Origin of the sequence: Caballeronia sp. DA-9 (assembly GCF_051615025.1) — a bacterium.
Taxonomy (GTDB): Bacteria; Pseudomonadota; Gammaproteobacteria; order Burkholderiales; family Burkholderiaceae; genus Caballeronia; species Caballeronia sordidicola.
Genome location: NZ_CP195133.1, coordinates 3,582,884 through 3,605,247 on the forward strand (window position 1 = coordinate 3,582,884; position 22,364 = coordinate 3,605,247).

At 57.6% G+C, this 22,364-nt stretch carries 20 protein-coding genes; 15 read left to right on the top strand and 5 right to left on the bottom strand.

Annotated features, from left to right (window positions below; genetic code table 11):
- Nucleotides 1-401: 401 nt before the first annotated feature.
- On the bottom strand, nucleotides 402-3,089 hold the full coding sequence (locus tag ACRWA7_RS32785) for a DNA-primase RepB domain-containing protein (protein ID WP_438394836.1): 2,688 nt from the start codon (nucleotides 3,087-3,089) through the stop codon (nucleotides 402-404).
- Nucleotides 3,090-3,190: 101 nt separating this feature from the next.
- Complete coding sequence (locus tag ACRWA7_RS32790; protein ID WP_438394837.1) at nucleotides 3,191-3,436, bottom strand: hypothetical protein; 246 nt, start codon at nucleotides 3,434-3,436, stop codon at nucleotides 3,191-3,193.
- Between the two features lie 407 nt (nucleotides 3,437-3,843).
- Here ACRWA7_RS32790 and ACRWA7_RS32795 point away from each other — a divergent pair, with 407 nt between their 5' ends.
- Genes ACRWA7_RS32795 through ACRWA7_RS32825 form a run of 7 tightly spaced genes read left to right on the top strand, consistent with a single transcriptional unit; the run spans nucleotide 3,844 to nucleotide 9,346 of the window.
- A complete protein-coding gene (locus ACRWA7_RS32795; protein WP_438394838.1) occupies nucleotides 3,844-4,413 on the top strand; it encodes a hypothetical protein in 570 nt (189 codons plus the stop codon).
- 15 nt (nucleotides 4,414-4,428) lie between these two features.
- A complete protein-coding gene (locus ACRWA7_RS32800; RefSeq protein WP_438394840.1) occupies nucleotides 4,429-4,968 on the top strand; it encodes a hypothetical protein in 540 nt (179 codons plus the stop codon).
- Nucleotides 4,965-5,450 (top strand): phage tail fiber protein, encoded by a 486-nt coding sequence (locus ACRWA7_RS32805; protein WP_438394841.1) that lies wholly within the window; start codon nucleotides 4,965-4,967, stop codon nucleotides 5,448-5,450. Before ACRWA7_RS32800 ends, ACRWA7_RS32805 begins: the two co-directional genes overlap by 4 nt.
- Nucleotides 5,451-5,481: 31 nt before the next feature.
- A complete protein-coding gene (locus ACRWA7_RS32810; RefSeq protein ID WP_438394842.1) occupies nucleotides 5,482-6,006 on the top strand; it encodes a hypothetical protein in 525 nt (174 codons plus the stop codon).
- 7 nt (nucleotides 6,007-6,013) lie between these two features.
- Nucleotides 6,014-8,374, top strand: coding sequence for a lytic transglycosylase domain-containing protein (locus ACRWA7_RS32815; protein ID WP_438394843.1), 2,361 nt, complete (start codon nucleotides 6,014-6,016; stop codon nucleotides 8,372-8,374).
- Between the two features lie 14 nt (nucleotides 8,375-8,388).
- Nucleotides 8,389-8,928: a hypothetical protein gene (locus ACRWA7_RS32820; RefSeq protein WP_438394844.1), complete on the top strand. Its 540-nt coding sequence runs from the start codon at nucleotides 8,389-8,391 to the stop codon at nucleotides 8,926-8,928.
- A 16-nt stretch (nucleotides 8,929-8,944) separates the two neighbouring features.
- Entirely contained in the window at nucleotides 8,945-9,346 is a 402-nt protein-coding gene (locus tag ACRWA7_RS32825) for a hypothetical protein (RefSeq protein WP_438394846.1), read from the top strand.
- Between the two features lie 535 nt (nucleotides 9,347-9,881).
- Here ACRWA7_RS32825 and ACRWA7_RS32830 read toward each other — a convergent pair.
- Genes ACRWA7_RS32830 through flhF form a run of 3 tightly spaced genes read right to left on the bottom strand, consistent with a single transcriptional unit; the run spans nucleotide 9,882 to nucleotide 13,303 of the window.
- A complete protein-coding gene (locus tag ACRWA7_RS32830; protein ID WP_060817637.1) occupies nucleotides 9,882-10,613 on the bottom strand; it encodes an RNA polymerase sigma factor FliA in 732 nt (243 codons plus the stop codon).
- A 31-nt stretch (nucleotides 10,614-10,644) separates the two neighbouring features.
- Entirely contained in the window at nucleotides 10,645-11,580 is a 936-nt protein-coding gene (locus ACRWA7_RS32835; protein WP_063493162.1) for a flagellar biosynthesis protein FlhG, read from the bottom strand.
- The gene (gene flhF / locus ACRWA7_RS32840) at nucleotides 11,573-13,303 is read right to left on the bottom strand and encodes a flagellar biosynthesis protein FlhF (protein ID WP_060817636.1); all 1,731 of its coding nucleotides are present in this window, start codon (nucleotides 13,301-13,303) and stop codon (nucleotides 11,573-11,575) included. Before flhF ends, ACRWA7_RS32835 begins: the two co-directional genes overlap by 8 nt.
- A 530-nt stretch (nucleotides 13,304-13,833) precedes the next feature.
- On the opposite strand from flhF, the gene ACRWA7_RS32845 reads away from it, so the two are divergent.
- The 8 genes from ACRWA7_RS32845 to ACRWA7_RS32880 all read left to right on the top strand — a co-directional run bounded on the left by ACRWA7_RS32845 (nucleotide 13,834) and on the right by ACRWA7_RS32880 (nucleotide 22,224).
- Nucleotides 13,834-14,502 carry a cysteine hydrolase family protein gene (locus ACRWA7_RS32845; protein WP_060817635.1) on the top strand — a complete coding sequence of 223 codons (669 nt, stop codon included), beginning with the start codon at nucleotides 13,834-13,836 and terminating at the stop codon, nucleotides 14,500-14,502.
- 29 nt (nucleotides 14,503-14,531) lie between these two features.
- A complete protein-coding gene (locus tag ACRWA7_RS32850; protein ID WP_438394848.1) occupies nucleotides 14,532-15,419 on the top strand; it encodes a DUF2877 domain-containing protein in 888 nt (295 codons plus the stop codon).
- A gap of 127 nt (nucleotides 15,420-15,546) precedes the next feature.
- The gene (fdrA, locus tag ACRWA7_RS32855) at nucleotides 15,547-17,103 is read left to right on the top strand and encodes an acyl-CoA synthetase FdrA (RefSeq protein ID WP_438394849.1); all 1,557 of its coding nucleotides are present in this window, start codon (nucleotides 15,547-15,549) and stop codon (nucleotides 17,101-17,103) included.
- Nucleotides 17,104-17,113: 10 nt separating this feature from the next.
- Complete coding sequence (locus tag ACRWA7_RS32860) at nucleotides 17,114-18,517, top strand: oxamate carbamoyltransferase subunit AllG family protein (protein WP_438394851.1); 1,404 nt, start codon at nucleotides 17,114-17,116, stop codon at nucleotides 18,515-18,517.
- Nucleotides 18,518-18,535: 18 nt separating this feature from the next.
- Nucleotides 18,536-19,495 (top strand): carbamate kinase, encoded by a 960-nt coding sequence (arcC, locus tag ACRWA7_RS32865; RefSeq protein WP_438394852.1) that lies wholly within the window; start codon nucleotides 18,536-18,538, stop codon nucleotides 19,493-19,495.
- Between the two features lie 67 nt (nucleotides 19,496-19,562).
- On the top strand, nucleotides 19,563-19,952 hold the full coding sequence (locus ACRWA7_RS32870; protein ID WP_438394853.1) for an allophanate hydrolase-related protein: 390 nt from the start codon (nucleotides 19,563-19,565) through the stop codon (nucleotides 19,950-19,952).
- Between the two features lie 30 nt (nucleotides 19,953-19,982).
- Entirely contained in the window at nucleotides 19,983-21,143 is a 1,161-nt protein-coding gene (locus ACRWA7_RS32875; RefSeq protein WP_438394854.1) for a cytosine permease, read from the top strand.
- 10 nt (nucleotides 21,144-21,153) lie between these two features.
- Complete coding sequence (locus ACRWA7_RS32880; RefSeq protein WP_438393106.1) at nucleotides 21,154-22,224, top strand: IS30 family transposase; 1,071 nt, start codon at nucleotides 21,154-21,156, stop codon at nucleotides 22,222-22,224.
- The last annotated feature ends 140 nt before the right edge of the window (nucleotides 22,225-22,364 follow it).

Consider the following 22,364-nt stretch of genomic DNA (forward strand, 5'->3'; position numbering starts at 1 on the left):
CCAAGATCATCGCCGCGTGCGTGTGTGTTTCTGTTTGGTCGGATGTTGGTCGGAAGAGGTTTTGTTTTCCGACTTAGTGAGAACTGTGCGGCTATTGGGTTTGGTACCTGTTTGGTCGGAAGTCGGAAAAGTCGGAAAAGATATATGTAGCTAGATAGATAGGGCGTACACTAATTAGGCAGTAGTAGAGAAGTAGCGTAGTAGCGTAGTAGAAAAGTAGATTAAACAAACTTATTCGATTTCCGACTTCCGACTAAGTTCCAGCAGATCCAAGCCCCGTAAGGCTTTGTGCGGGTCGGAAATAAAAGGTCGGATATCCGACCGATCCTCCCGCTTAAAGAAAAGGGCCAGCAGTCCCTGGACGCCAGCCCTTAAACAGAGATACAAACTAGTTGATTATTTTAGAAAGATTGCCCAGCGAAACGAGGCACATGCTCTTTTTCGTTATCGACTGTTTTCGTCTTGTCCAGCATGTCCCTCAAACGCGCATTCGCCATCGACTTGCCTTGATCGTCCTTTCCGATAGCGAACGACCTCTCTTCCCTCACATAAACAGTATGCGTTTTCCCTTCCCACTTCAAATCCCATGGAACTTTTACAAATCCCAAATCGAGCATCATCGTGGCGATTTGTCGCGTAATCAGCCGTTTCTCTCCAGTGTCGCGCGCAATGTGATCGTTGAGCATTGAGGTCGAAACAATCTCGCTGCTCACGCCGAGCGCGCCATCTTCAAGATATGACTTGATCTTGTCCAGTCCGGAATCCGAATTCTCGATGCCGATCATGAGGCGCTTCGACTCCGTTTCAGGCGCACGAACGCCCCACTTTATGCCCTGCTTCAGCTCATATTCCATGAAGAATTTGCGAAGCTGCGGACCATCCTCTCGAATAGCCAGAAAGATGCGGTTGAAGTACGGAGCCAGAGATTCTTGCGGCGGCAGTCCCGGCACTCCTTCTTCCGCAGCGAATTGGCCGATGTTGTTCCACTGCGTGAACTCGACCATCCAGCGGCGATCACCGTCCTTGATCGGCAGCGCATTGGCGAAGTTCGTCATACCCACATAGTTGGTCGCGTTCATAGTTTCGTGAAGCTTTACGTGCTTATCAACAACATCGACTTTCTTGTTGGTGATGTAAGGCTTCATCTTGTTTGTGGCGTGATGTCGACTATCGGTCGGCGCGGCCTTGATCTCTTCGATTACCCTCACCGCCTTTCCCTTTGCCCACCCGGTGTAATCATTTTTGAGTTGATCGCCGCTCATCTGCCCCACATTCGCATCACCAATAAGCGCTGCCATAAGCTCCTGAAAGATGATTGTTTTGCCGTCGCCTTCAATGCCCTTAATAAGCGGCGCGAATCCAATCAACTCACCCGGCTTCTGAACGTTCATAGCGATCCACGACTCAATGCGCTCAGCGGAAGCATCGTTGCCGAATAGTTTTCGCAGATGGTATTGAATGGTCAACTGTGCGGCCAAGCCGACATGATCGGTCTCCTTCGCTGTTTGCGGAACCGAACGCTCATCGAAAAGGTTCACGTACACCTTGCCGTCAAACTCAAAGGTTGGTCCTTTGCCCATCACGTACGCCGTGGCCGCTACAGGGTTGAAACCGACTGTGTTCTGAACATACTGCCACGCCGTTTTCGTACCAAGTTTCTCTTCAGAGGCGATTGAGAAATGATACTTGCCGAACAAAGCATTGAACGTGGTCTGATCGTACATATACGGATTTCCCGGGCGGCAGGCTTTCCCTTCCTGTATAGAAAAGTGCCAGCCTCTGTGCCAGTTCGCCGATCCAACCCCCAGGTCGGTACGAGCCTTATTTTCCAGCCGCGCGCGCTCATCAGACGAAGACCTCATTGCATTGGCATGGGCGGCCTTGTCCGGTGGATCCTCAGCAGCCGCCGCCACGAATAAATAACTCATCCACACATCATCATTCGCAGCCGCCTCAGCGTTGACGCGCGCCAACTCATCATAAATTACAGATTCGATCTGATCGCCCACCCCAATCTCGCGCACAAACGCTGTCCAACCGCGCTTCGCTTCCTTGCAGGTGGAGTGGGAGCACGAGAACAAATACGGGTTATCCATTCCAGCTTCTGGCCCGGCGATAAACGCGTCCAGCCCGTTCCCCGAAGAGTGTTCAGCACCCCACGGACACTTGATGCGATACTTACCGGGCGTGGAGCGGTCCTCGGCGATAGCGTCAGCAGCCCGGTACGCTTTAACCGCCGCCGCGAGAACAGCGTCATCGAATGAATTCCCTAAAGTCTTCACTTCACGCTTCTCGTATTTGGGCGATTGCCGAATTTCAACATTAAATGCGGCGGCAATCTGATCGACCGAATAGCGTAGGTCATAATTTGAAGACTTCAGCCGCACAAACCAAGGTTTATCGTTGCAGTCCGGATACTTCAACGCCCCTTCATTCGTCCGCTTAGTGTTCACACCGAACGGTACACGTGCAATCCGGACAGGATCGTCCAGCTTATCGCCGCCATCCTTCAACACGTCACCAACGAATGACACAATTAGGTTTTTGAACTTCGTGACGTCCGTTTCAGGCTTGTCAAAGAAGTACCACACCTGAAAGTTATCTGGAGAAGTCTCCACAACCGCAGTGGGCATTAGTCGTTCTGCCAGCATATCGACCGTTAGAGCACCTTTCGAGCCTTTCCCTGTACCTACGTCATCCACCATCAACGCAAGCCCCGCCGCGATGTGCTCCTTGCGCCGCGCCCACGTCTTTCTTCCGCTGTCTTTGTATTCAGACGGGTTGATACCTGCAATGCAAGCATAGATGTTCTTGTCCGCTTGCAAAACTGTGGCATTGTTGAATGGCTTGGTCGGAAATCCGCCATCCACCTCGTCCTTCTGCGCAATTACTACACGTTGTTGGTCTTTGAGACCTGCTCCCAGTTCCTTTAAGAATTGCTCCGCGATGGCGCGGCGCTCTGATGTTGAGTTGTCGATATCGCTAACTTTATCGACCACCAACCCTACCACCCCAGTGTCCCCATCGTGACCGTTTACTGCTTGTTGATTCTCTTGCATAATAAGTACTCCTGAGTTGTTGATTTTCATTTCGTTGCGGCCGGACAGACCTGTGAAGTCTTTCCGGCCTCTTTTTGTCTATCGCATGTGGTGCTTGTTACTTGGCTCTATCGAGCCGGCAATCTATCTGCTCAGGCTTTCTCTTCGATGTTCAATCCGGTGAGCCGCAAAGTGTGCGCGGCACCTTCGAACTGAAACGGAATCTTTCCGGTTTCGCACACGTACTTAATCGAAAGCCGGATGAAGTCAGCCATGCTGAGGCGAGCGTCACTCAGCACAGCCTCAGCCGCGCACTTATCCTCCGGTGTGATTTTTGCATGTATGCGCAAGCAACCCGATACAAATGCTGGACGGCCACATGTACCTTTCCTTTCCATGATCGGCTCCTTTGCTGTCGGAACATTTAAGGTCCCTATTATTCCCGTTCAGCCGAGCGCACGATACGTTCACTAATGTTCACTCCGCGCTGACCGTTGCGCGGCTGCAACGCGCCTCCTAAACGCACACATTTAAACACCCGGTCGAGCCGCGCTCAGTAGCTATACAGCTAACCGCCCAGCCGCGCTTTTGCACGCCCACCGTACACCTTCGCGCGGTCCTGTCCGAGGACACCTAGTGAACGTATTAATGCGCTGAAAAAGACCCTAAGATTTAACAAAGGTCGCGGCTTTACCGGCCTTCCACCGCGAAAAATCAGTCCGTCCGGTAGCACCGGTTTAATCGAGCGGAACACGACCTAATGAACCGCTGCTGGCGACCGCACAACCCAAAGGAGCAAACGAAAATGGATCTTTTGAACGCAGTCTTTATTAACGATGAGGCATTCCCCGGAATGCGCGGCACGCCTTTCGTTCCTTCCGACTTTGAATCAGGCGCGCTCGTTACGGCGGTTGCCGCGACCCAAGAACGGCTGTATGCCGAGTTGCGTGTGCGTGGGTTCGGGCGCGCAGACTCGTTCGGCGCGGCCTTCGGTGGATCGTTCGTTGGAACGCTGGATGCGATTGAGGCAGCAGCCGCTGCTTACGAGCTAAGCGCGTTCTACCGGTTGCATGCGCAAGATGCTTTCGAGCGAATCGGACTGGAGAAGCTGCAAACCGAGTGGTCCTCGCGGCTCGCGGAGATGTCGAGCTTCACGAAGGATTACGCGATTGCGCGGCGCGTGGAAATCGCTCGCGAGGAAGACAGCAGCGATGTGAACGAATTTTCATTGAAGCGCGCTCGCCGCGAACTGATCGAGGTTGCGGCGGAACGTGATCGCGAACATGAGAAGCACGAGATAGAGCGTGCGCTCCGGAACCAGCGGCAACAACCCGAACATAAACCGGACCCGTTCGCTGAAAGTGCAGTCCGATAAAAAGGAGCATCGAAAATGGATTTAGGAAGTGCGAACAAGCTTCAGCGGTTGCGCATGAACCTCTCTAAGCTTATCAGCGCTGCCGACAGGCGGGTGCAACACGTGGCCGATTCGGACGTGGCCGGTGCGATGCGAGCGCGCACAGTGATCACGGCCAGCGCCATTCGGGACGCGGCTAAGAGGCTGGGCATTAAAGACGACTTCACCACGCAAGAACTCACTCAGGTGATGGCGCATAACGGCTGTCCCCAGTTGCCGTCCCGTGGCATGACGACATACGAGTTGTCGCGGCAATTCGATTCGATCACGGCGCGCGCACCTCACGCGGATGCGAGCGGCGAGGAAAGTAGAAATCCCGAATCCGTGATGGAGATGATCATTCGCGCATACGAGCGTTTGCCGCTGGGCCACGCGCTTCGATCCGAAATCGATAGCTTGTGCGATGCATTGGAAGGCGAGGTCGGCACGCGCGACACGGCGGAGAACGGCGTTATAGAGCACGACCACCCGGAATTTCTGGGCGGGTATATGGAAGTAAAGGGTCTGCAAAAATGAACGACTTCCATGTCCATCACCTTTCTGGCGGCAATCTAAGCGCATCTCTCCGATCCAGCCTGACATTTCCGGACGTGCTGCGGCTGAGACACTTTTCGGATGACTGCGACGCGTTGGCTGAAGACATCGGCCCTCACACCGTTAATGTCCAAGGCATTCTCATCGGTGAATTCGTCCAGTTCACTCGCCGCAAATCGCTCGGCGTGTTCGTGGCGGTTCATGTTCCTCCGGGCAGCGAGGAGCAAAAGAACCTTCAGGTGCTGGCGCAGGTGAACCGCGCGGCGCCACTAAGCAACGATGCACCACGGTTGATCGTTCGTGCCGCGAACAAGGACTTAATAGAGTTGCACGCGCGGTACGGCCGAGGGCAAGAAGTCGCTTTCAGCGAAGGCGCATTGATTCAGGCCGGATGCAGCCGCGTCGATTGTGCCTATCTGTTCCACTTCGCATCCGTTTCGCTGCTGGGTTGCTTGAAGCAATAAATTTTTCACTATTTTACTTAGGATAACGAACATGAGTGAATTGAAAGACGACTCGAACAAATGGGATCTGTCCGCGACCGAGGATGATGCGCCGGAAAAGGAGATTGAGATTGCATTGCGTAATGGCAAGAAGTGTTCGGTGTTGATCGCGGAGTTCAACGCTATCGAAGGATGGGAGATAGGCAAGCACCTGATTCTGTTTAACCAATCGGGCGCATCCACGGATGACGTTAAGTTCCGTCATGCATTCCTCGTTCGTGTCCTCTCGTTCGCCAGCGTGAAAGTCGGTGGAGCCACGGTGCCGCTTTCGAGCGCCGCGCTGATTGACGAGAAGTTGGAGCGCTGGACAAACGTCGAAAAAGTGTTCAACGCCGTTCTGAGCGCGAACGGGCTAGATGTGGATAGTGCAGCGTTGCAAAGTGAGGTCTGGGAGCGAGCAGGGGAAAAGATCGCGGCCTCGTTCATAAGCGCGGCGACCAGCTTAATGGGTCCGCTGTTGGATCTAAAGGCGCGTGTCGAGCCCGAGCAAGTGCAGAACGCGCAGCAACCGGAGTGATACTGATATGGCAGATGATATCGACAAATTCGTTTTGGAGTACAAAGTAGAAACGAAGGATGCTGAAGCCGGTTTGAATCGTCTTCAAGACAAGGTGGAGAAGGTCGGCAAGGCTTCCGGTAAAAGTATGAAAGACTTCGCGGCTGGCGCGGTCCCGGAATTCGGAAAAATGGCTGGTGCAGTGGACACGGTGAAGGCGGGTATCGGCGCGATATCCGGTGCCAGTCTCGCGGCGACAGCCGGGATCGGCGCAATGGCCGCTGCTGTGGGAGTTTTGGTGGTCGCACTGAAGATCGCACGTTCCCAGATGGATGACCTCAACCGCAAGTTCGAGATGTCTACTCGACTCGGGGTAGGTCAAGTGACCATCGAGAACATGCAGCGAAATCTCGTTAAAGCACGTGGCTCCCGCGTTAGCAGCGAGGAGGCGTTGACCGGCATGAACAAGCTGTCCGATCTGGTCAACTCAGCGGCTTCGAACCCGAATAAGATGAGTCGCGAGAACGTCTTGCTTAGTCAGGCTGGCGTCTCGGCCACGGACGTTACAGGGCGCGCGGCTGATCTGGCTTCGGTAATGAACCAGTTGTCCGAGTCGTTTGCGAGAATGCCCAAGGAGAAGGCCGAGGGCATCGCTATCGCGATGGGTCTTACGGCGCAGTATGCCGACTCGTTGCGTGAGCTTAATGGGCAAACGTCTGCTCAGTTACACATGACGGATGACGAAATTATTGCGGCCGGCAAAGCAGCAGAAGCCGCGAAGAATCTTCAGTCGTCTGAAAATAAGCTGGGTGAAGATTGGCGCGAACTTAAGAATGTAATTGGAGTGGAGCTTATTCCGGTCCTCGATTCTGCTGTTCAAAAAGTCACCGAATGGGCCAAAGCGCTGAAGGACATTCCGCATCCTGAGAAAGGCGCGAACGAAGTGATGGGGAAGGCCCTTGCCGGTTCGGAGAACAGTCTAGGCGGTCTGCTTATGGGTTTCATTCAAGGCAGGGTTCCTTGGTCAGCAATATCGAACGCCTTGAACAAGGATTTAAATAAACCGGACGAGCAACCGGCACAATCTCCATCGGAAAAGCACGATGCAGCGAAGAAGGTAATCGAAGATCAAAACGCATCCGCGAAGACAACGCAAGAATCGACCATCGCCTTCAACCAAAGCGTCAACCTGTTCGCACAGGCGGCTGCATCGTTCGCGAGCGTGGTGGACGACCGGCAAGCATGGGCAGCGTGGGCCGGTGAAGTAGGCCGCGCCAGTGGACTAGCGCCGATGAGAGGTTCGAAGGATTCGGGCGACTACACGGACCCGCGCACCGGAGCCGGATCGGGCGCTATCGGAATCGACTTTTCCACCCAGGCGCGGCAAATGGGCATGTCACCGATGGCCGCTGCTGCTGATAAGGGCCAGTACGATTCACTTATCGAGGCAGCAGCGAAAAAATATGGAGTGGACCCGACACTTGCTAAAAAGATCATTTCGCAGGAAAGCAAGTTCAATCCGCACGCCACGAGTTCGGAAGGCGCGCAAGGGTTAATGCAGGTCATGCCCTCCAACTTTAAGGCGCTCGGAATCACTGACGGGTATGACGCCACTCAAAACATCTTCGGGGGAATGAGGATACTGGCGGAAAGCCTAAAGCGTGCGAAGGGTGACGTTAATCTCGCACTGCGCTATTACAACGGCGGATTAGATCAGTCCAAGTGGGGACCGGTAAATGCCGCTTATCCGGGGAATGTCTTGTCGCAAAATGTTCGTCCTATCGGTTCGGGTTCGAGCGCCGCGAATGGCTACGGTTATGGAGGCGACATGACCAACGCGCCCGCAGCACTTAAAACGTCCATGGACCCGAATGCCCAACCGGTCGTGACTTTCGGAGCAGGGCGCAAGGTCAACTACACAGGCGGCGAATCGATGGACACGATGCGTCGCAAGGCGGTAGCGGATATGGTGGCTGGCGCACTTGGAATTCCCGTTGGACAACTCATGCTCGGTGACGTTACGAAGGGTGACGTTCGTTTCGCAGAGAGCAACGTGGGCGCGAGTTTGCTCAATAAGCACGCCCAGTTAGAACAGCAACTTAGCGTTCCAGGCATTCTCCCAATGCAGCGCGCCAGCATGATAAAGGACCTTCAAACGGTCGCATCGCAAATCCAGATGATGCAGCAGTATGGAAATGGCCTTGTTGAATCTGCGCAAAATGGTGGCCGCGCATTAACAATCGGGGAAATGCCGGTAACGGTCAACGTGCAAGGCTCTGGCTTATCCACCGCGCAAATTGCGCGCGAAGCGGCTGGAATCTTCGAAGACAGCCTTCGGACCCATTTGCACGAACTCGCCAACGACTCAGCAGACGGTATCAGATACTAAAGGACATAACCACAATGTCTCGTCAATCCAAAGAGTTTTATGAAACTTTCCGAAAGTATCGAACCACGCAATTCTCCGCTGCCGATGCATTTCGGCTATTCGTGGACCGCGAACCGGACGCGGCTGACCCGGAGCCTTGGGAAGTGTTATCCAAGACGCAAGCCTTAAGTGAGGACGGATGGATTCAACTCGATAACCGGGGATCTATTGCGGCGCACGTAACAGACCCGACACACGGTGCACACCCCTTTAAGGTTTTACGGGCCGTGATGGGTATTGTTGTTGATTACAACATTTCCAAAATGCGTGATTGGAAGCCGCACACAGTTCCGGATCGATTCGCGGCTGGGGGAAAGAGCCTTCCCATTCGCGGCGTCAATCCGATTATCTCCACCTTAATCGATAGCGGAAAGGCCACGCTGCGAGAGTTGCAAGAATATTACGCCCTGGACGATGCGGTGCAAATGTACGATGTGCATTTCACCAGTTTATTAAATCGCGCGTTTGCGGACGAAGCCGCTATGAAGAAAGCAAAGTCTCAACAGTCCCAATAAATCGAGATTACCTAATATGCTCAAATTCACGAATACATATGGAGTTGAACGCAGTGCGAACATGCGGCTACTCGGTGCGATGGAAGGCTGCGAGTTTCGCCGCGAGTTTTCGACATTTCTCGCGTCTGGCGATCCGGTAAGCCGCAGGAAATTTGTCGATAAAGTGTTCGCCAATATATCCATTGTGATGGGGAACGGTAGTGAATTTGCGCTGCGCACGAATGCCCTGATTGTTAACCATGTTGGCGAAGGTTCGGATGCGGTGCCGCTGCTGCGCGATTTGTTTGATGCATTTATGCGCGAGAACGAATTCGAGCCGCAGGCGTGCGCCTCGCGGGTAGGCTTTTGGTCCGAAGTCGGAAGCCGCGCGGCAGAGACGTTTTTAGTGGAGGGGATCGGCGCACTGCTAGACGCCTGAAAACGCCTGTCCGGTACACATTGCTCGGCGAGGCTAACGGGATAGCGGTCCAGCCGCGCGTCTCGTATGGCTCTCGTTGTGTCCGAACGAGCGCATAACGGTCCACCGCACGAGGGCGACCTTTCTTGCACGAGCAAACCGAAACGAGTACTGCCGTATGGCCGGAAAAGGTAGAATTATCTGCCGGAGCAATTCCGCTTCGGGCAACTTTCCGAAGGTTGCGAGGGACTTTTGAGGGACGCAGCGCGGCAAATTTGGTGCAAAAGCCAATTTCTAAGTATTTGATATTTAAGGCTTTTGGATCATTTTACCTCCCTCCGAAGGCAGGGGTTGCTGGTTCGATCCCAGCCGGGCGCACCAAGAACAGCTTAAAGCTCAGACGCACAGAAGGTCGAGAGCGCAACGGCGCTGCTTTCAATGTCGCGCTTGCTGACGGCATCGTTAATCCCGATGTACTGGACCGGAACCAACGCCAAGCGAAGTCGAAGCGCAAAAGCCGGCGCCCCGAAACTTCGCCAACCGCAAACCCAATCCCTCAAGCCTCAACCCCCGACCAGGCCTGTTCCCGCAACTTGGCCCGCAACCTCGCAACCGCCTGGCTATGCAATTGGCACACGCGCGATTCGCTGACTTCCATCACGGCGCCGATCTCGCGCAGGTTCAACCCCTTTTCGTAATAAAGGCTCATCAGCAGCTTTTCGCGTTCCGGCAATTTATCGATGGCTTCCACCAGCGCCGAGCGCAAGCTGCCATCCAGCAACGCAGACAGCGGATCGGCTTTATCGACACAATAACGGTCGAGAAACGGTTCGTCGTCCGATGACCGGTCGAAGTCTTCGTAATAGATCAGTTGGCTGCCGTGCAGATCCTGCAGCATGGTCTGGTATTCGCCGAGCGGCATGTTGAGATGCTCGGCGACTTCCTGCTCGCTCGCCGAACGGCCAAGGTTCTGCTCGACCTTGTGCACCGCCGACTCCACTTCGCGCGACGTCTTGCGCATGCTGCGCGGCAGCCAGTCGTTCGCCCGCAATTCGTCGAGCATCGCGCCGCGAATCCGCTGGCTGGCGTAGGTCTCGAACTGCGCGCCCTGATCTTCCTTATAGCGGCTCGCGGCGTCTAGCAAACCGATCATGCCGGCCTGAATCAGATCGTCGAGATCCACGCTGGCCGGCATTTTTGCGACCAGTTGCAGACCCAGACGGCGCACGAGCGGCGCGTAGCGGGTCAGGACCTCGGCTTGTGACAGTTTTCCCTGGGCGTTATACATCGCGTTCACCTTTGTTCCTTCTTTTGCTTCGTCACACCGACGCCGGGCTGCGCATCGCAAGCTCCGCCAACGGCGATTCGGTGCGGCGCAAACCAGCCCCGGGGTTGATCGAACGCTCGATGTTGCGCGGCGTTTCCATGGAAGCGGCTTGCGCCGGCCATTCGAAGTGCGAACTTTCTGGCATCGGCCAATACTGCAAATCGGCCGCGATATGACGATAGTCGCGAGCGGCGGCGGTGGTCGGGAAAGCTTCCACGGCGCAGCGCGACAGTTCATGCGCCTTCGCCACGCGCGCGTCTTCAGCCACGCAGCCGGCGGGCATCAACTTCACGGCGAGATAGCGGCTTGCGACGCCGGCGAGGTTGTCGAAGGCGATTTGCGCATCGGCGGCGTTCTTCACGTGATTCACCACGATCCGGAAGCGCGAAATGGCGTGCGCGTAATGCAGGCGCTTGATGCAGGCATACGCCTCGGTGATCGCGGCCGGCGCGACGCGGGTCACGATCACGAAGTCGTGCGCCTGCGCAGCAAGCGTGGACAGCGCGCCGCTGCGATCCGGCTGTGTATCGATGAGAACGATATCAGCGGGACCATCGAGCAAGACGCGGCAATGGGCGGCGTCGTGGCTGATGCGTTCGTCGCGAGGCGCGGCGATCATCGAGAAGCCGAACGGCGTGCGCGTCACCGCGTCCTGCAGGAAGCGCTTGCCGGACAACACCGCGCCCAGCGCGCCCGTGGACGGCACCTTCGCGAGGCGGCTCGCCGACAACGCGTTCTGCCGTTCATCGATAACCAGCACGTCCTTGCCCTGCGCCGCAAGCGCGGCCGCGAGATTGACGACCGTTGACGTATTGCCGGTTCCGCCCATTCCGCCCGCCGGTGCGCCGCACACCGTGACCACTCGCGAGCGGTTGCGCGTCAGGAGACGCCGCAAGCCTTCAGCCTGATCGGACGCGAACTTATCCAAAGTGAACCTCATGCAGTTCGGTGGAAGCGCGCGCCGAAAGCGCGGACAGGAGCGGCGGCACGTCGTCGTCTTGCGGCACGAATGGCGAGCCGTCGCGGGGAATGCAGAACGCGCTTTTAATCAGAAATCGCTTGGTCGCGACGTACAGGTTTTCCGGAACCTTCTGTCCCGTCGATACGTAATGCACGGGCAGTTTGTATCGGATCACGGTGTCGATAACGCCGCCCAGGTTCGTGGCTTCGTCGAGCTTGGTCAGGATGCAGCCCGCGAGCGGCGGCTGGTCCGGCGTGCTTTGGTAGGCCTGCACGACTTCGTTGAGCGTGTCGCCGTGGCTGGTGGCGTTGAGCAGCAGCAGGCGCTGCACCGGGTGCCCGGCGCCACAAAGCATGGAGATGTGATCGGACACCGTGCGGTCGCGCTGGCTCATGCCAATGGTATCGATCAGCACGATGTGCTTGTTGCGCAGTTCGGAAAGCGCGAGTTGCAGGTCGGCCGCGTCCTTCACCGCATGCACCGATACCCCCAGAATCTTGCCGAAAATGCGCAGTTGCTCGTGCGCGCCGATCCGGTAGCTGTCGGTCGTCAGCAGCGCGACCTTGCTTGCGCCGAAGCGCATCACGCAGCGCGCGGCGAGCTTGGCGGTAGTCGTCGTCTTGCCGACGCCTGTCGGGCCCATCAGCGCGAAGACGCCGCCGCGGCTCATCATCGACTCTTCGCTGTCCATTACGGGCAGATTGTTCTCGAGGACTTGCTGAACCCATTGCATCGAGCTTTCCGCGTGTTCGATCTCCGGCATGTTGTCGATCAGCATGCGCACGAGCTGCGCCGAGAATCCGGCGGCGAACAGGCGCTTGGTCAGCGCTGCGTGGTTCGGACTGCGGCGCTGGCGGTCGCCCCACAGCAAGCCGGCGAAGTGCTCTTCCATCATGCCGCGCATGGACGACAGTTCGTGCATGACGGTGTCGTTGACGACCTGCTCCATGCGCACGCGAATGGCTTCCGTAACGGCCGCCGCCGCCGATGCCGGCAGTCCTGCGAACGCCCCTTCCTGCGTCATGCTGGCGGCTGGCGACTGGACCGGCGACGCGGCGGCCTGTGCCTGCGCGAGCTTCTGCTCGGCGCGGCGAGCGGCGAGTTGAGCCGCTTCGCGCGTCCATTCGGGCGCGTCCGGCGCGTCGGTCTGCTGCGGCGTGACGGTAACGGGGCTGCCAAGTCCCTTTGCAATCGCCGCCGATGCACTCAGCGAACGCTGCGGCATGCCTTCGGTGACTGACTGCGCCACGCGGCGCGCGTGTTCGATCAACCAGGGATTCGATTCGGCCATCGTGCGGGAGGATTCTTCCGGCGTTGCGCGCGGGCGGCGCGATAACGGCAACGGATCGGCCTGAGCTTCAGGTTCGAGGTCTTCGAGCGGTTCGGGATTTGCGCCGAACACGGATGAAAAGACGTCTCCGCTGGCGTACGGGTTGTGATTGGGAGTGTTTTGGGAAGCCGCGGGCGCCGCGCTCGGGCCGGCCGGCGACGCCTTGAGTTTCAGTTCGCGTTGCTGCGCCGCGGCTTTCGGGGAGATCTTTGCCAGGTCGCCATCGGCCACGGCCACGATCTCGATGCTGCCGTCTTCCGTCACCCGATTCGACAGGACCACCGCATCAGGACCCAATGCCTCGCGCACGAGCCGGAACGCATCCCGACTTGAAGCACCGATGAATTTGCGGATGTTCATTTGACCCCCGTTGAGCTTGCGCCCACGCTGTTTTATTGCGGTTGAACGGTCGCGGTTGACTTGTCTTACGCTCAAGCGACGCGCCGTTATCCAGTGAGTGAATTATTGCTTGGGCGGCCAATGCGCCATTGGCTGATAAGAGCCGGGAAAGCGGGGTAATTCGAGGGTTCGGCGCGGGGCTCGCCGATGCGGAAACCAAGCCCTCAAACATCAGATGATTGAGGCCGCCCCGCAGTGCCCAAATACGGATTTCGGCGTTCGATCTCGATTATTTATTCGTGGCGCGCCATTATGCCGCTGAGCAATTTATCGTCGCGCAATAACATTCATATTCGTTCGTGATAAAGGCTTTATTAATTTTTGGAAACGAATGGAATTAACCTTGCCAATTAATGAATAATCTTGAAATTCATCAAATATCAGTCGTCCGCTGGAAAGAACCTCCATATAATAAATCGACCGGTTATTCACATGAATCGCGATATCTGACTCAACATTTCGTCCCCTGACATTCTTCAAGGAAATTTGAAATGCCACAAAAACTGTTTCAGGCTGAGCCATTTCCATTACCGTTCAATGCAGAAACAACAGCATTGGTCATGATCGACATGCAGCGTGATTTCGTTGAGCCGGGCGGATTCGGCGAGGCGCTGGGAAATGACGTATCACTGGTACGCAGCGCCATTGAGCCTTGCAGGAAATTGCTGAAGGCCGCCCGGGACGCCAAGCTGCTCGTCGTTCATACGCGGGAAGGCCATCGCGCGGATCTGGCCGATTGTCCTCCGGCAAAACTCACGCGCGGCGGCAAGCGTTTCATTGGCACAGACGGCCCCATGGGCCGCATCTTGGTGCGCGGCGAAGCGGGCCACGACATCATTCCCGAGCTTTATCCGGCGCTCGGCGAACCTATCATCGACAAACCCGGCAAGGGCGCGTTCTATGAAACCGACTTGCAGCTCATCCTGCAAAACCACGGCATCAAGACGCTTATTGTGTGCGGCGTCACCACCGAAGTCTGCGTCACCACCACCGTTCGCGAAGCCAACGATCGCGGCTATGAATGCATCATCCCGGCGGATTGCGTAGGTTCCTACTTCCCCGAATTCCAGAAATCGGCGCTGGAGATGATCAAGGCGCAGGGCGCGATTTTTGGCTGGGTGAGCAACGCAACAGCGGTTATCGACGGACTGCGCGGCTAACTTCAAGCTGATTTCCGGGACATCCGGCCATGGCGCTCATCTCGTTCGAAGTGTCCTCGATTGGCTATCTCGCCGAGCACGGCCCGCGCGAGGCGCTGCGGTTCTGGGTGCACAGTCACTTCCAGCATGCGTTGAACCTGTCATCGGCAAACGGGGAATTGCTGACCTTGCTCAGCCCGCGTTTTCAGAACCTACCGACTGCCATCAGGATTGTCACGCCGCCGGGTTGGGACTGGCGCCACCAGTCCCGGCCTCGCGAACCCGTCGTGCTCGAAGGAAACGTGCTGCACGCCGCACGCTGGCGCGCCGATCTCAGCCGCGCGCCATGCTGGCGGCCGAAGGCGGAAAAAGCGTGGGACACCTGCTCGCTCGACGCCTTCGTCGGCGTCTATCCAGCGCTTGCCAGCCAACTGGTTGCTTACTGCCGGCAGCGCGAGGTGCGAAGCAGCCTTCAGTTGCTGCCGGGCTGGCCTGCGAATGGACGCGCGCCACGGCTGAATGTAAGCGACGATGCATCGGCGCTCAACGGGAGCGTATCCGAGTTGATCGGCTTCGGAACGGGGCTAACGCCGGATGGCGACGATTATCTGCTGGGTTATCTCGCGGCGTTGCAGTCCTGGCAGCATATTGACGTCATCGCGGCGCATTTGAAATTATTGGAGTCCACAATCAAAAGTCAGCTTCACCGGACCACGAGTATCAGCCGGCATTATCTGACTCTTGCGCTTCAAGGACATTATTCGGAACCTGTCGATTATTTGATCAGTATTTTGATTCGAAAATGCCCGGCGGCGGATATTGCGCTTTCCGCGAATAAGGTGATGGAATTTGGTGCGTCTTCTGGCGTGGATTGTCTGGGAGGTTTTCTGCATGGAATCAGGTCGCTCGAAACGGTAGCGCAAGAAGAAATTCGCTGATCGGATAAAGATCAAGCAAATATCTGTTCATCGGTTCGATGGCATTCGGCGTATGCAACGCCGGATTCGCCAGGCCCGCATTCGGCCGCTTTTGAAGCATCGGGTGTAACGATCACCGGAATTGGAAATGAGCATAAGAACGAAAGTTTTCAAAAACATGTATCAGGACTCCGTCTCCCTGATGCAAATCTCGGCCCGGATCAGCGCGTTGCCGGATATCGAGCAGGCGTCGGTCGCCATGGGCACCGAGACGAACCTCGCCCAGTTACGCGATGCCAATCTCGACGACGGCGTGAAGGCCGGTCCGAACGATCTGGTCATCGCCGTGCGCGGCGGGGATGCGGCTTGCGACGCCGCGCTCGCGCTGGCAGAAGAGGCCCTCACCGCGAAGCCGCAGGAATCGGGCGGCGATGGCATCCGCCCGCCGCCGCTCGTCAGCCTCGAAATGGCGGCGGAGCAGGAAAACGCCTCGAATCTCGCACTGATTTCCGTGCCGGGCGACTACGCCGCGGCCGAGGCGACCAAGGCGCTGCATCTGGGCATGTCGGTGATGCTCTTCAGCGACAACGTCAGCCTCGAGCACGAACGCGCGATCAAAACCCTCGCCCGGGATAAAAACCTGCTGGTGATGGGACCGGATTGCGGCACCGCCATTATCAACGGCATGCCGCTCGGGTTCGCGAACGTGGTCCGGCGCGGAGCGATCGGCGTGGTGGCCGCCTCGGGAACGGGGCTGCAGGAAGTGACGAGCCGTATCGATCAATTGGGCGCGGGGATTTCCCAAGCGCTCGGAACCGGCGGACACGACCTGCACGAGGAGATCGGCGGCATTTCCATGCTTTACGGTCTCGACGCGCTCGCGCAGGATCCGGACACAAAGGTAATCGTGCTGATCTCCAAGCCGCCCGCGCCGGCGGTTGCGGAGAAAATCCTGGCGCGCGCACGGGCGGCTGGCAAACCCGTTGTCGTGAACTTTCTCGGCGCGCGCGCCAGCGACATGAACGTGCCGGGCATTACGCCCGCGCATACGCTGGCGGACGCCGCCGGTTTCGCCGTCGCATTGCTGTCAGGCGCGGCGTTGCCGGAATCGGTTGCCGTGGTGGGAGCGCCGGATGCCGCGCGTCTCGACGAATACAGCCGCACGCTGCCGTCTATCCGCCGCTTCGTTCGCGGCGTGTTCGCAGGCGGCACGTTCTGCTACGAGAGCCAGTTGCTGCTGCGCGAACGCGGATTTCCGGCGTCGTCGAATACGCCGGTGGCATCGAATATGAAACTCGAGGATATCTGGCACAGCTTCGGCCACACACTCGTCGACATGGGCGACGACGACTTCACGCGCGGCCGCCCGCATCCAATGATCGATCCGACATTGCGTAACCAGCGCGTTCTCGCCGAATTGAATGACGCGCAGACCGCCGTCGTGCTGTTCGACCTGGTACTCGGCTACGGCGCGTCGATGGACCCCGCGACCGAGTTGCTCGCACTGATAGAACAAGCGCGGCTGCAGGCGGCCGGTCGCGATTTGCCGGTCCTGATCTCGCATGTTTGCGGCACGCAAGCCGATCCGCAAGTCCGAAGCCGCCAGGTCGACATTCTGCGCGAAGCCCGCGTGCTGGTCGCGGGTTGCAACGCGCAGGCAGCGCTCTGGGCGTGCCACGTCGCTCAAGCCCAGGCGCAAAAATAACGGAACCATGATGAATACGCTATTTCAACAGCCACTCCATGTGGTCAATGCGGGTCTGAGCAGTTTTGCCGATAACCTTGCGCTCGCCGGGGGCGACGTGATCAACCTGACGTGGCAGCCGCCCGCGCTCGGCAACGTCGATGCGGGACTCGCGCTGGCGTCGCTGATACGCCATCCGCTGGTCGAGCAGGCCAACCAGCAGGCGTTCCAGCATTACCTCGCGGCACAGCCGGTTCTGGTCGACGTGATGATCGCGTCGAGTGCGATCAGCGCGATGTCGCAGAGAAAGCTGATCCTGCACGCGGGTCCGCCTATCGACTGGCCGAACATGTGCGGGCCGGTGAAGGGCGCGATTGTCGGCGCGATCCTGTTCGAAGGCTGGGCAAGCACGCATGAAGCCGCCGAGAAAATGGCCCAGGACGGCGCGATCCGCTTCGAGCCTTGCCATCATTTTGGCGCGGTGGGTCCCATGGCCGGGATCATCAGCCCGTCCATGCCGCTGTGGGTGATCGAAAACAAGACCAACGGCCGGCGCACGTTCAGCAACTTCAACGAAGGGCTCGGCAAAGTGCTGCGCTTTGGCGCGAACAACGCCGAAGTGCTGGACCGCCTCCACTGGATGAAGGACGAACTCGCGCCCGCATTGAAGACCGCGCTGAAGGTGCTCGGCGAAGTGGAACTCAAGCCGATGATGGCGCAGGCGCTGCACATGGGCGACGAAGTCCATAACCGCAATGCCGCCGCCACGGGATTGCTCGTGAAGCGCCTGATTCCCGCGTTGCTGTCCAGCGGCTTGCCGATCGACACCATCCAGCGCGTGACGGCGTTCATCGTGGGAAATGATCACTTCTTCCTGAACCTGTCCATGGCGGCGTGCAAGGCGATGATGGACGCCGCCCACAACGTTCCCTTCAGTTCCATGATCACCGTGATGGCGCGCAACGGCGTGAACTTCGGCATTCAGATGTCAGGCACCGGCGACCGCTGGTTTCAGGCGCCGGCCAATCCCGTTGAAGGCCTGTTCTTCCCCGGATACGGCGTGGAAGACGCGGCGGCCGATCTTGGCGACAGCGCGATCACCGAGACCGCGGGAGTGGGCGGATTCGCCATGGCGTCGTCGCCGGCTATTGTCAAGTTCGTAGGCGGAACGCCGGCGGACGCCACGAACAACAGCCGTCGCATGCAGGCCATCACCATCGGCGGGAATCCCGCGTTCACGCTGCCAGCGCTGAATTTCGCGCCGACCGCAGCGGGTATCGATGCGCGCAAGGTGGTCGATCGCGGCATCCTGCCGATCATCAACACGGGGATTGCGCACAAGCAGGCGGGCGTGGGGCAGATCGGCGCCGGGATAACCACGGCGCCGATGCCTGGGTTTATCGACGCGATCCGCGCGCTGGCCGAGTACGTTTAAATCATACGGGTACGCATCATGACGAAGCCTCTGGCAATAGTTGCGGTCGGCGGAAATGCGCTGATTCGCGACGACGAACACAATAGTATTCCTGATCAATACGAAGCCGTGATCGAGAGCGCGGGACACATTGCAGAGATGATCGAGGCCGGCTGGGACCTGGTGCTCACACACGGCAACGGGCCACAGGTCGGTTTCATCTTGCGGCGTTCCGAGCTTGCCGCAGACGAAGTCCGTCCGGTTCCGCTGGACTACGCTGTGGGCGATACGCAGGGCGCTATCGGCTATATGTTCCAGAAGGCGTTGAGCAACGAGTTGAGCCGCCGAGGAATCGACCGGCGCGTGGTGACTGTCGTTACGCAAACGCGCGTGAGCCGCGACGATCCGGCGTTCCGCGATCCGGCCAAGCCAATAGGCGCGTTCTTCGATGAAGCCACCGCGCGCAAGCGTCAACAGGAACTCGGCTGGACGCTGATGGAAGACGCCGGGCGTGGCTGGCGCCGCACCGTGGCTTCTCCGCAGCCGCTCGAGATCATGGAGCGCGAGGTGATCGCCAGGTTGCTCAAGGAAGGGTGCATTGTGATTGCGTGCGGCGGCGGGGGCATTCCGGTTGTGGTGGACGAGCATCGGCAGATATCGGGTGTGGAAGCGGTTATCGACAAAGACCTGGCTTCCGCGCTACTTGCCGAGCAGCTTGGCGCGGATCTGCTGTTGATTCCCACGGGCGTGGAGCAAGTTGCGGTCAACTTCGGCAAGCCGGACCAACGCTGGCTCGACACACTAAGCCTCGTGGAAGCGCAAACGCTGATCGACCAAAACCATTTCGCCGCGGGCAGCATGCTGCCGAAAATCGAAGCGATCATGCGCTTTGTCGCGCACAGCCGGGCTAATGGCGGAAACGGCAAAGGCCTGATTACGAGCCCTGAAGCGATTCGTCGCGCGCTCGATCAGAAAACCGGCACATGGATCACTCAATAATTTTTTATTCGCGCATTGAATATTTAGCAATCCAGATTTTTAAACAAAACATAGAGGCATGACGATTATGGAAACCACTTTGCTCGCCGTGAACGGCACGCTCATGCGAGGCCTCGATTTGAATCCGAACATGATCGCCGCGCAGGGCGTCTTCGTTCGGGAAGATCAAACCGATGCGCACTATCGGCTGTGGAGTATCGGCGACCGGCATCCGGGGATGATTCGCGTTGCAGAAGGCGGGACATCGGTCGCGCTTGAAATCTGGGCGTTGCCGCCGGTCTCGCTCGCGGGACTTTTGTTGAGCGAGCCGTTGGGGTTATCCATTGGGAAAGTCACGTTGCGCGATGGCACGCAGGTACTCGGCGTACTTGCTGAACCGTGGCTCGTGGAAAACCAGAAAGAAATCACCCCACACGGAAGCTGGCGCGCCTACACGGGCCATTTTTATTCCGCGTAAAAGCACGAGAACACTGTAAGGACTATTTGTATGCGCGAAACTAGCGAACGTTTGAATACCGCGCCCGGGTATCGCATTGCCATGATTCTGCTTGGCATTGCGATTACGCCGGTTCTGCTTTCGTCGTCGAGTCTTGGGAGTCAACTGTCCAGTTCGGCGTTGGTCAAGGTGGTGATCATTGGCAGCATCATTTTGACCATCTTGTCGATCATCACCATTTGTGTGGGAGAGAAAGCGCGATTGCCGACTTACGGGATCGTGAAGTATCCGTTTGGCGAAAAAGGCGCGATCGCGATCAACGTCCTTCTTGCGATCAGCCTGTTTGGATGGATTGCCGTCACTGCCAATATGTTCGGGCATTCGGTGCATGACCTCTTGGCGCAGCACGGGCTGAATGTGCCGGTTCCCATTCTGGTCGCAATAGGTTGCGTGATCTTCGTGTCCGCGACTGCGTTTGGATTCGAGTTGCTGGGCAAGGTCGCGCTGTTCGCAATCCCTGTTATTGCATTGATGCTTGCATATTGCCTTTATGTCGCGCTGCACGGGCAGGTGGAGATACCCGCGCGTCTCGCAGAGATGAATACTGGTGTGGCTGCGTCGACAGTTGTTGGCACGATTATCGTGCTGGTTGCCACGTTGCCGGATTTTGGCAGCTTCGTGCATGACCGCAAGCACGCGGTGATTGGTGCCGCGCTGACGTTTCTGATTGCTTATCCGTTGTTGTATTGGGCGGGCGCTACGCCGAGCGGAATGACGGGACAGAATTCACTGCTTGGTTCCATGGCCGTGTTTGGCGCGGTTTTGCCGGCCGCGTTGCTCCTGATATTTGCAACCGTGACGGGCAATGCCGGCAATATGTTTCAGGGCACGCTGGTGGTATCGACGCTGTTCACGCGTTTTCCGAAATGGCAGATTACCGTTGCGTTAGGAATTCTCGCCATGATTGTAGGAAGCATGGACATCATGGGATGGTTTATCCCCTTTCTGTTGTTTCTGGGGATTGCTACGCCACCCGTTGCCGGGATTTATATTGCGGATTTTTTGCTTTATCGGCGAGGGGGGTATGACGCGAAGGTGCTCGTGGCCGAATCGCAGGTTAAGGTGCTCACATTCGTTGCCTGGATTATTGGATCACTTGTTGGATTTATGACGGGGCGTTTTCAAGGTACAAGTGCAACACCTTTGAAATAGGATATGTTGCATGGGACAAAGCTATGAACAACTCAGTGCTGAGGAGCGTGGCTCAATATTTGCCATGAAACTTGCCAACGAAAGCACGCGCGCGATCGCGCGTGCGCTCCGACGTTCGCCAAGTACGATCAGCCGCGAACTCAAGCGCAATGGCTGGAAGTCCGATGAAGAGCGCGGCGACAGAGGACGGCCTGCGATCGCGGGCGCTTACTGCGCGATCCGTGCTGGTCGACGCGCGGGACGGCTTCGCCGCAAACCGCGTTACGAGCGCAAACTGCACGTTGACGGCGCGTTGTGGCCCGAAGTGCGGCAGTATCTGCAAAAGTGTCACTCACCCGAGCAGATCTCAGCCGCACTCAAACTTGCCCACCCTGATGAGCCTGCTTTGAACGCTTCGCATGAAACCATTTACCGAGCCATTTACGCCGCGCCCCGAGGCGAGTTGCGCCGGGAACTCGTCAGCCTGTTGCGACAGGGACGTGGCGCACGCAGGCCGCGCACGCGAGGACAGGACCGGCGCGGCAAGCTCTCCGACATGCTCAGTATTCACGTACGCCCTCCCGAAGCCAACGACCGGCTCATCCCGGGTCACTGGGAAGGAGATCTGATCAAAGGCCTGGCTAACCGTTCGGCAGTGGGTACGCTGGTGGATCGCAGCACGTTGTTTGTGATGCTGGTCAAGATCGATGGCAGTACGGCGCAGGCAGCGCTGGAAGCCTACAGTGCCGCGTTCGCGCCGCTCGATCAGGGACTGCGTCAAACCCTGACCTACGACCAGGGCAAAGAAATGGCGTTACACAAAAAGCTGGCTGAGGCGACGGGCATCAAGATCTACTTCTGCGATCCACACAGTCCGTGGCAACGCGGCATCTGTGAAAACATCAATGGGCTGCTTCGCCAGTTTCTACCCAAGGCGACCGATCTATCGGTATTCTCGCAGCGACAACTCGATGCGATCGCGCTGAACATGAACACCCGCCCTCGAAAGACGCTCCAGTGGCGCACGCCTGGTGAGGTCTTTATTGAAAACTGCGCCAAGCACGGCATTGTCATTGACCCCGCTGTTGCACTTGGAGTGTGAAAGCGCCCGGTGAAGGATGTGTTTACCTTTACGAGTATTCCTTCGATTGATTCGATCTTGGTCGACTGCGCCTGTTATGCGGTTTTTAGCAGGTTTTTTAAACGGACTGTTATGGCTTGATGGGAACCGGGCGGGGGGCG

Coding starts and splice junctions, on each gene's coding strand:
- ACRWA7_RS32785 (WP_438394836.1), bottom strand. CDS start 3,089: ATGAAAATCAACAACTCAGGAGTACTTATTATGCAAGAGAATCAACAA.
- ACRWA7_RS32790 (WP_438394837.1), bottom strand. CDS start 3,436: ATGGAAAGGAAAGGTACATGTGGCCGTCCAGCATTTGTATCGGGTTGC.
- ACRWA7_RS32795 (WP_438394838.1), top strand. CDS start 3,844: ATGGATCTTTTGAACGCAGTCTTTATTAACGATGAGGCATTCCCCGGA.
- ACRWA7_RS32800 (WP_438394840.1), top strand. CDS start 4,429: ATGGATTTAGGAAGTGCGAACAAGCTTCAGCGGTTGCGCATGAACCTC.
- ACRWA7_RS32805 (WP_438394841.1), top strand. CDS start 4,965: ATGAACGACTTCCATGTCCATCACCTTTCTGGCGGCAATCTAAGCGCA.
- ACRWA7_RS32810 (WP_438394842.1), top strand. CDS start 5,482: ATGAGTGAATTGAAAGACGACTCGAACAAATGGGATCTGTCCGCGACC.
- ACRWA7_RS32815 (WP_438394843.1), top strand. CDS start 6,014: ATGGCAGATGATATCGACAAATTCGTTTTGGAGTACAAAGTAGAAACG.
- ACRWA7_RS32820 (WP_438394844.1), top strand. CDS start 8,389: ATGTCTCGTCAATCCAAAGAGTTTTATGAAACTTTCCGAAAGTATCGA.
- ACRWA7_RS32825 (WP_438394846.1), top strand. CDS start 8,945: ATGCTCAAATTCACGAATACATATGGAGTTGAACGCAGTGCGAACATG.
- ACRWA7_RS32830 (WP_060817637.1), bottom strand. CDS start 10,613: ATGTATAACGCCCAGGGAAAACTGTCACAAGCCGAGGTCCTGACCCGC.
- flhF (WP_060817636.1), bottom strand. CDS start 13,303: ATGAACATCCGCAAATTCATCGGTGCTTCAAGTCGGGATGCGTTCCGG.
- ACRWA7_RS32845 (WP_060817635.1), top strand. CDS start 13,834: ATGCCACAAAAACTGTTTCAGGCTGAGCCATTTCCATTACCGTTCAAT.
- ACRWA7_RS32850 (WP_438394848.1), top strand. CDS start 14,532: ATGGCGCTCATCTCGTTCGAAGTGTCCTCGATTGGCTATCTCGCCGAG.
- fdrA (WP_438394849.1), top strand. CDS start 15,547: ATGAGCATAAGAACGAAAGTTTTCAAAAACATGTATCAGGACTCCGTC.
- ACRWA7_RS32860 (WP_438394851.1), top strand. CDS start 17,114: ATGAATACGCTATTTCAACAGCCACTCCATGTGGTCAATGCGGGTCTG.
- arcC (WP_438394852.1), top strand. CDS start 18,536: ATGACGAAGCCTCTGGCAATAGTTGCGGTCGGCGGAAATGCGCTGATT.
- ACRWA7_RS32870 (WP_438394853.1), top strand. CDS start 19,563: ATGGAAACCACTTTGCTCGCCGTGAACGGCACGCTCATGCGAGGCCTC.
- ACRWA7_RS32875 (WP_438394854.1), top strand. CDS start 19,983: ATGCGCGAAACTAGCGAACGTTTGAATACCGCGCCCGGGTATCGCATT.
- ACRWA7_RS32880 (WP_438393106.1), top strand. CDS start 21,154: ATGGGACAAAGCTATGAACAACTCAGTGCTGAGGAGCGTGGCTCAATA.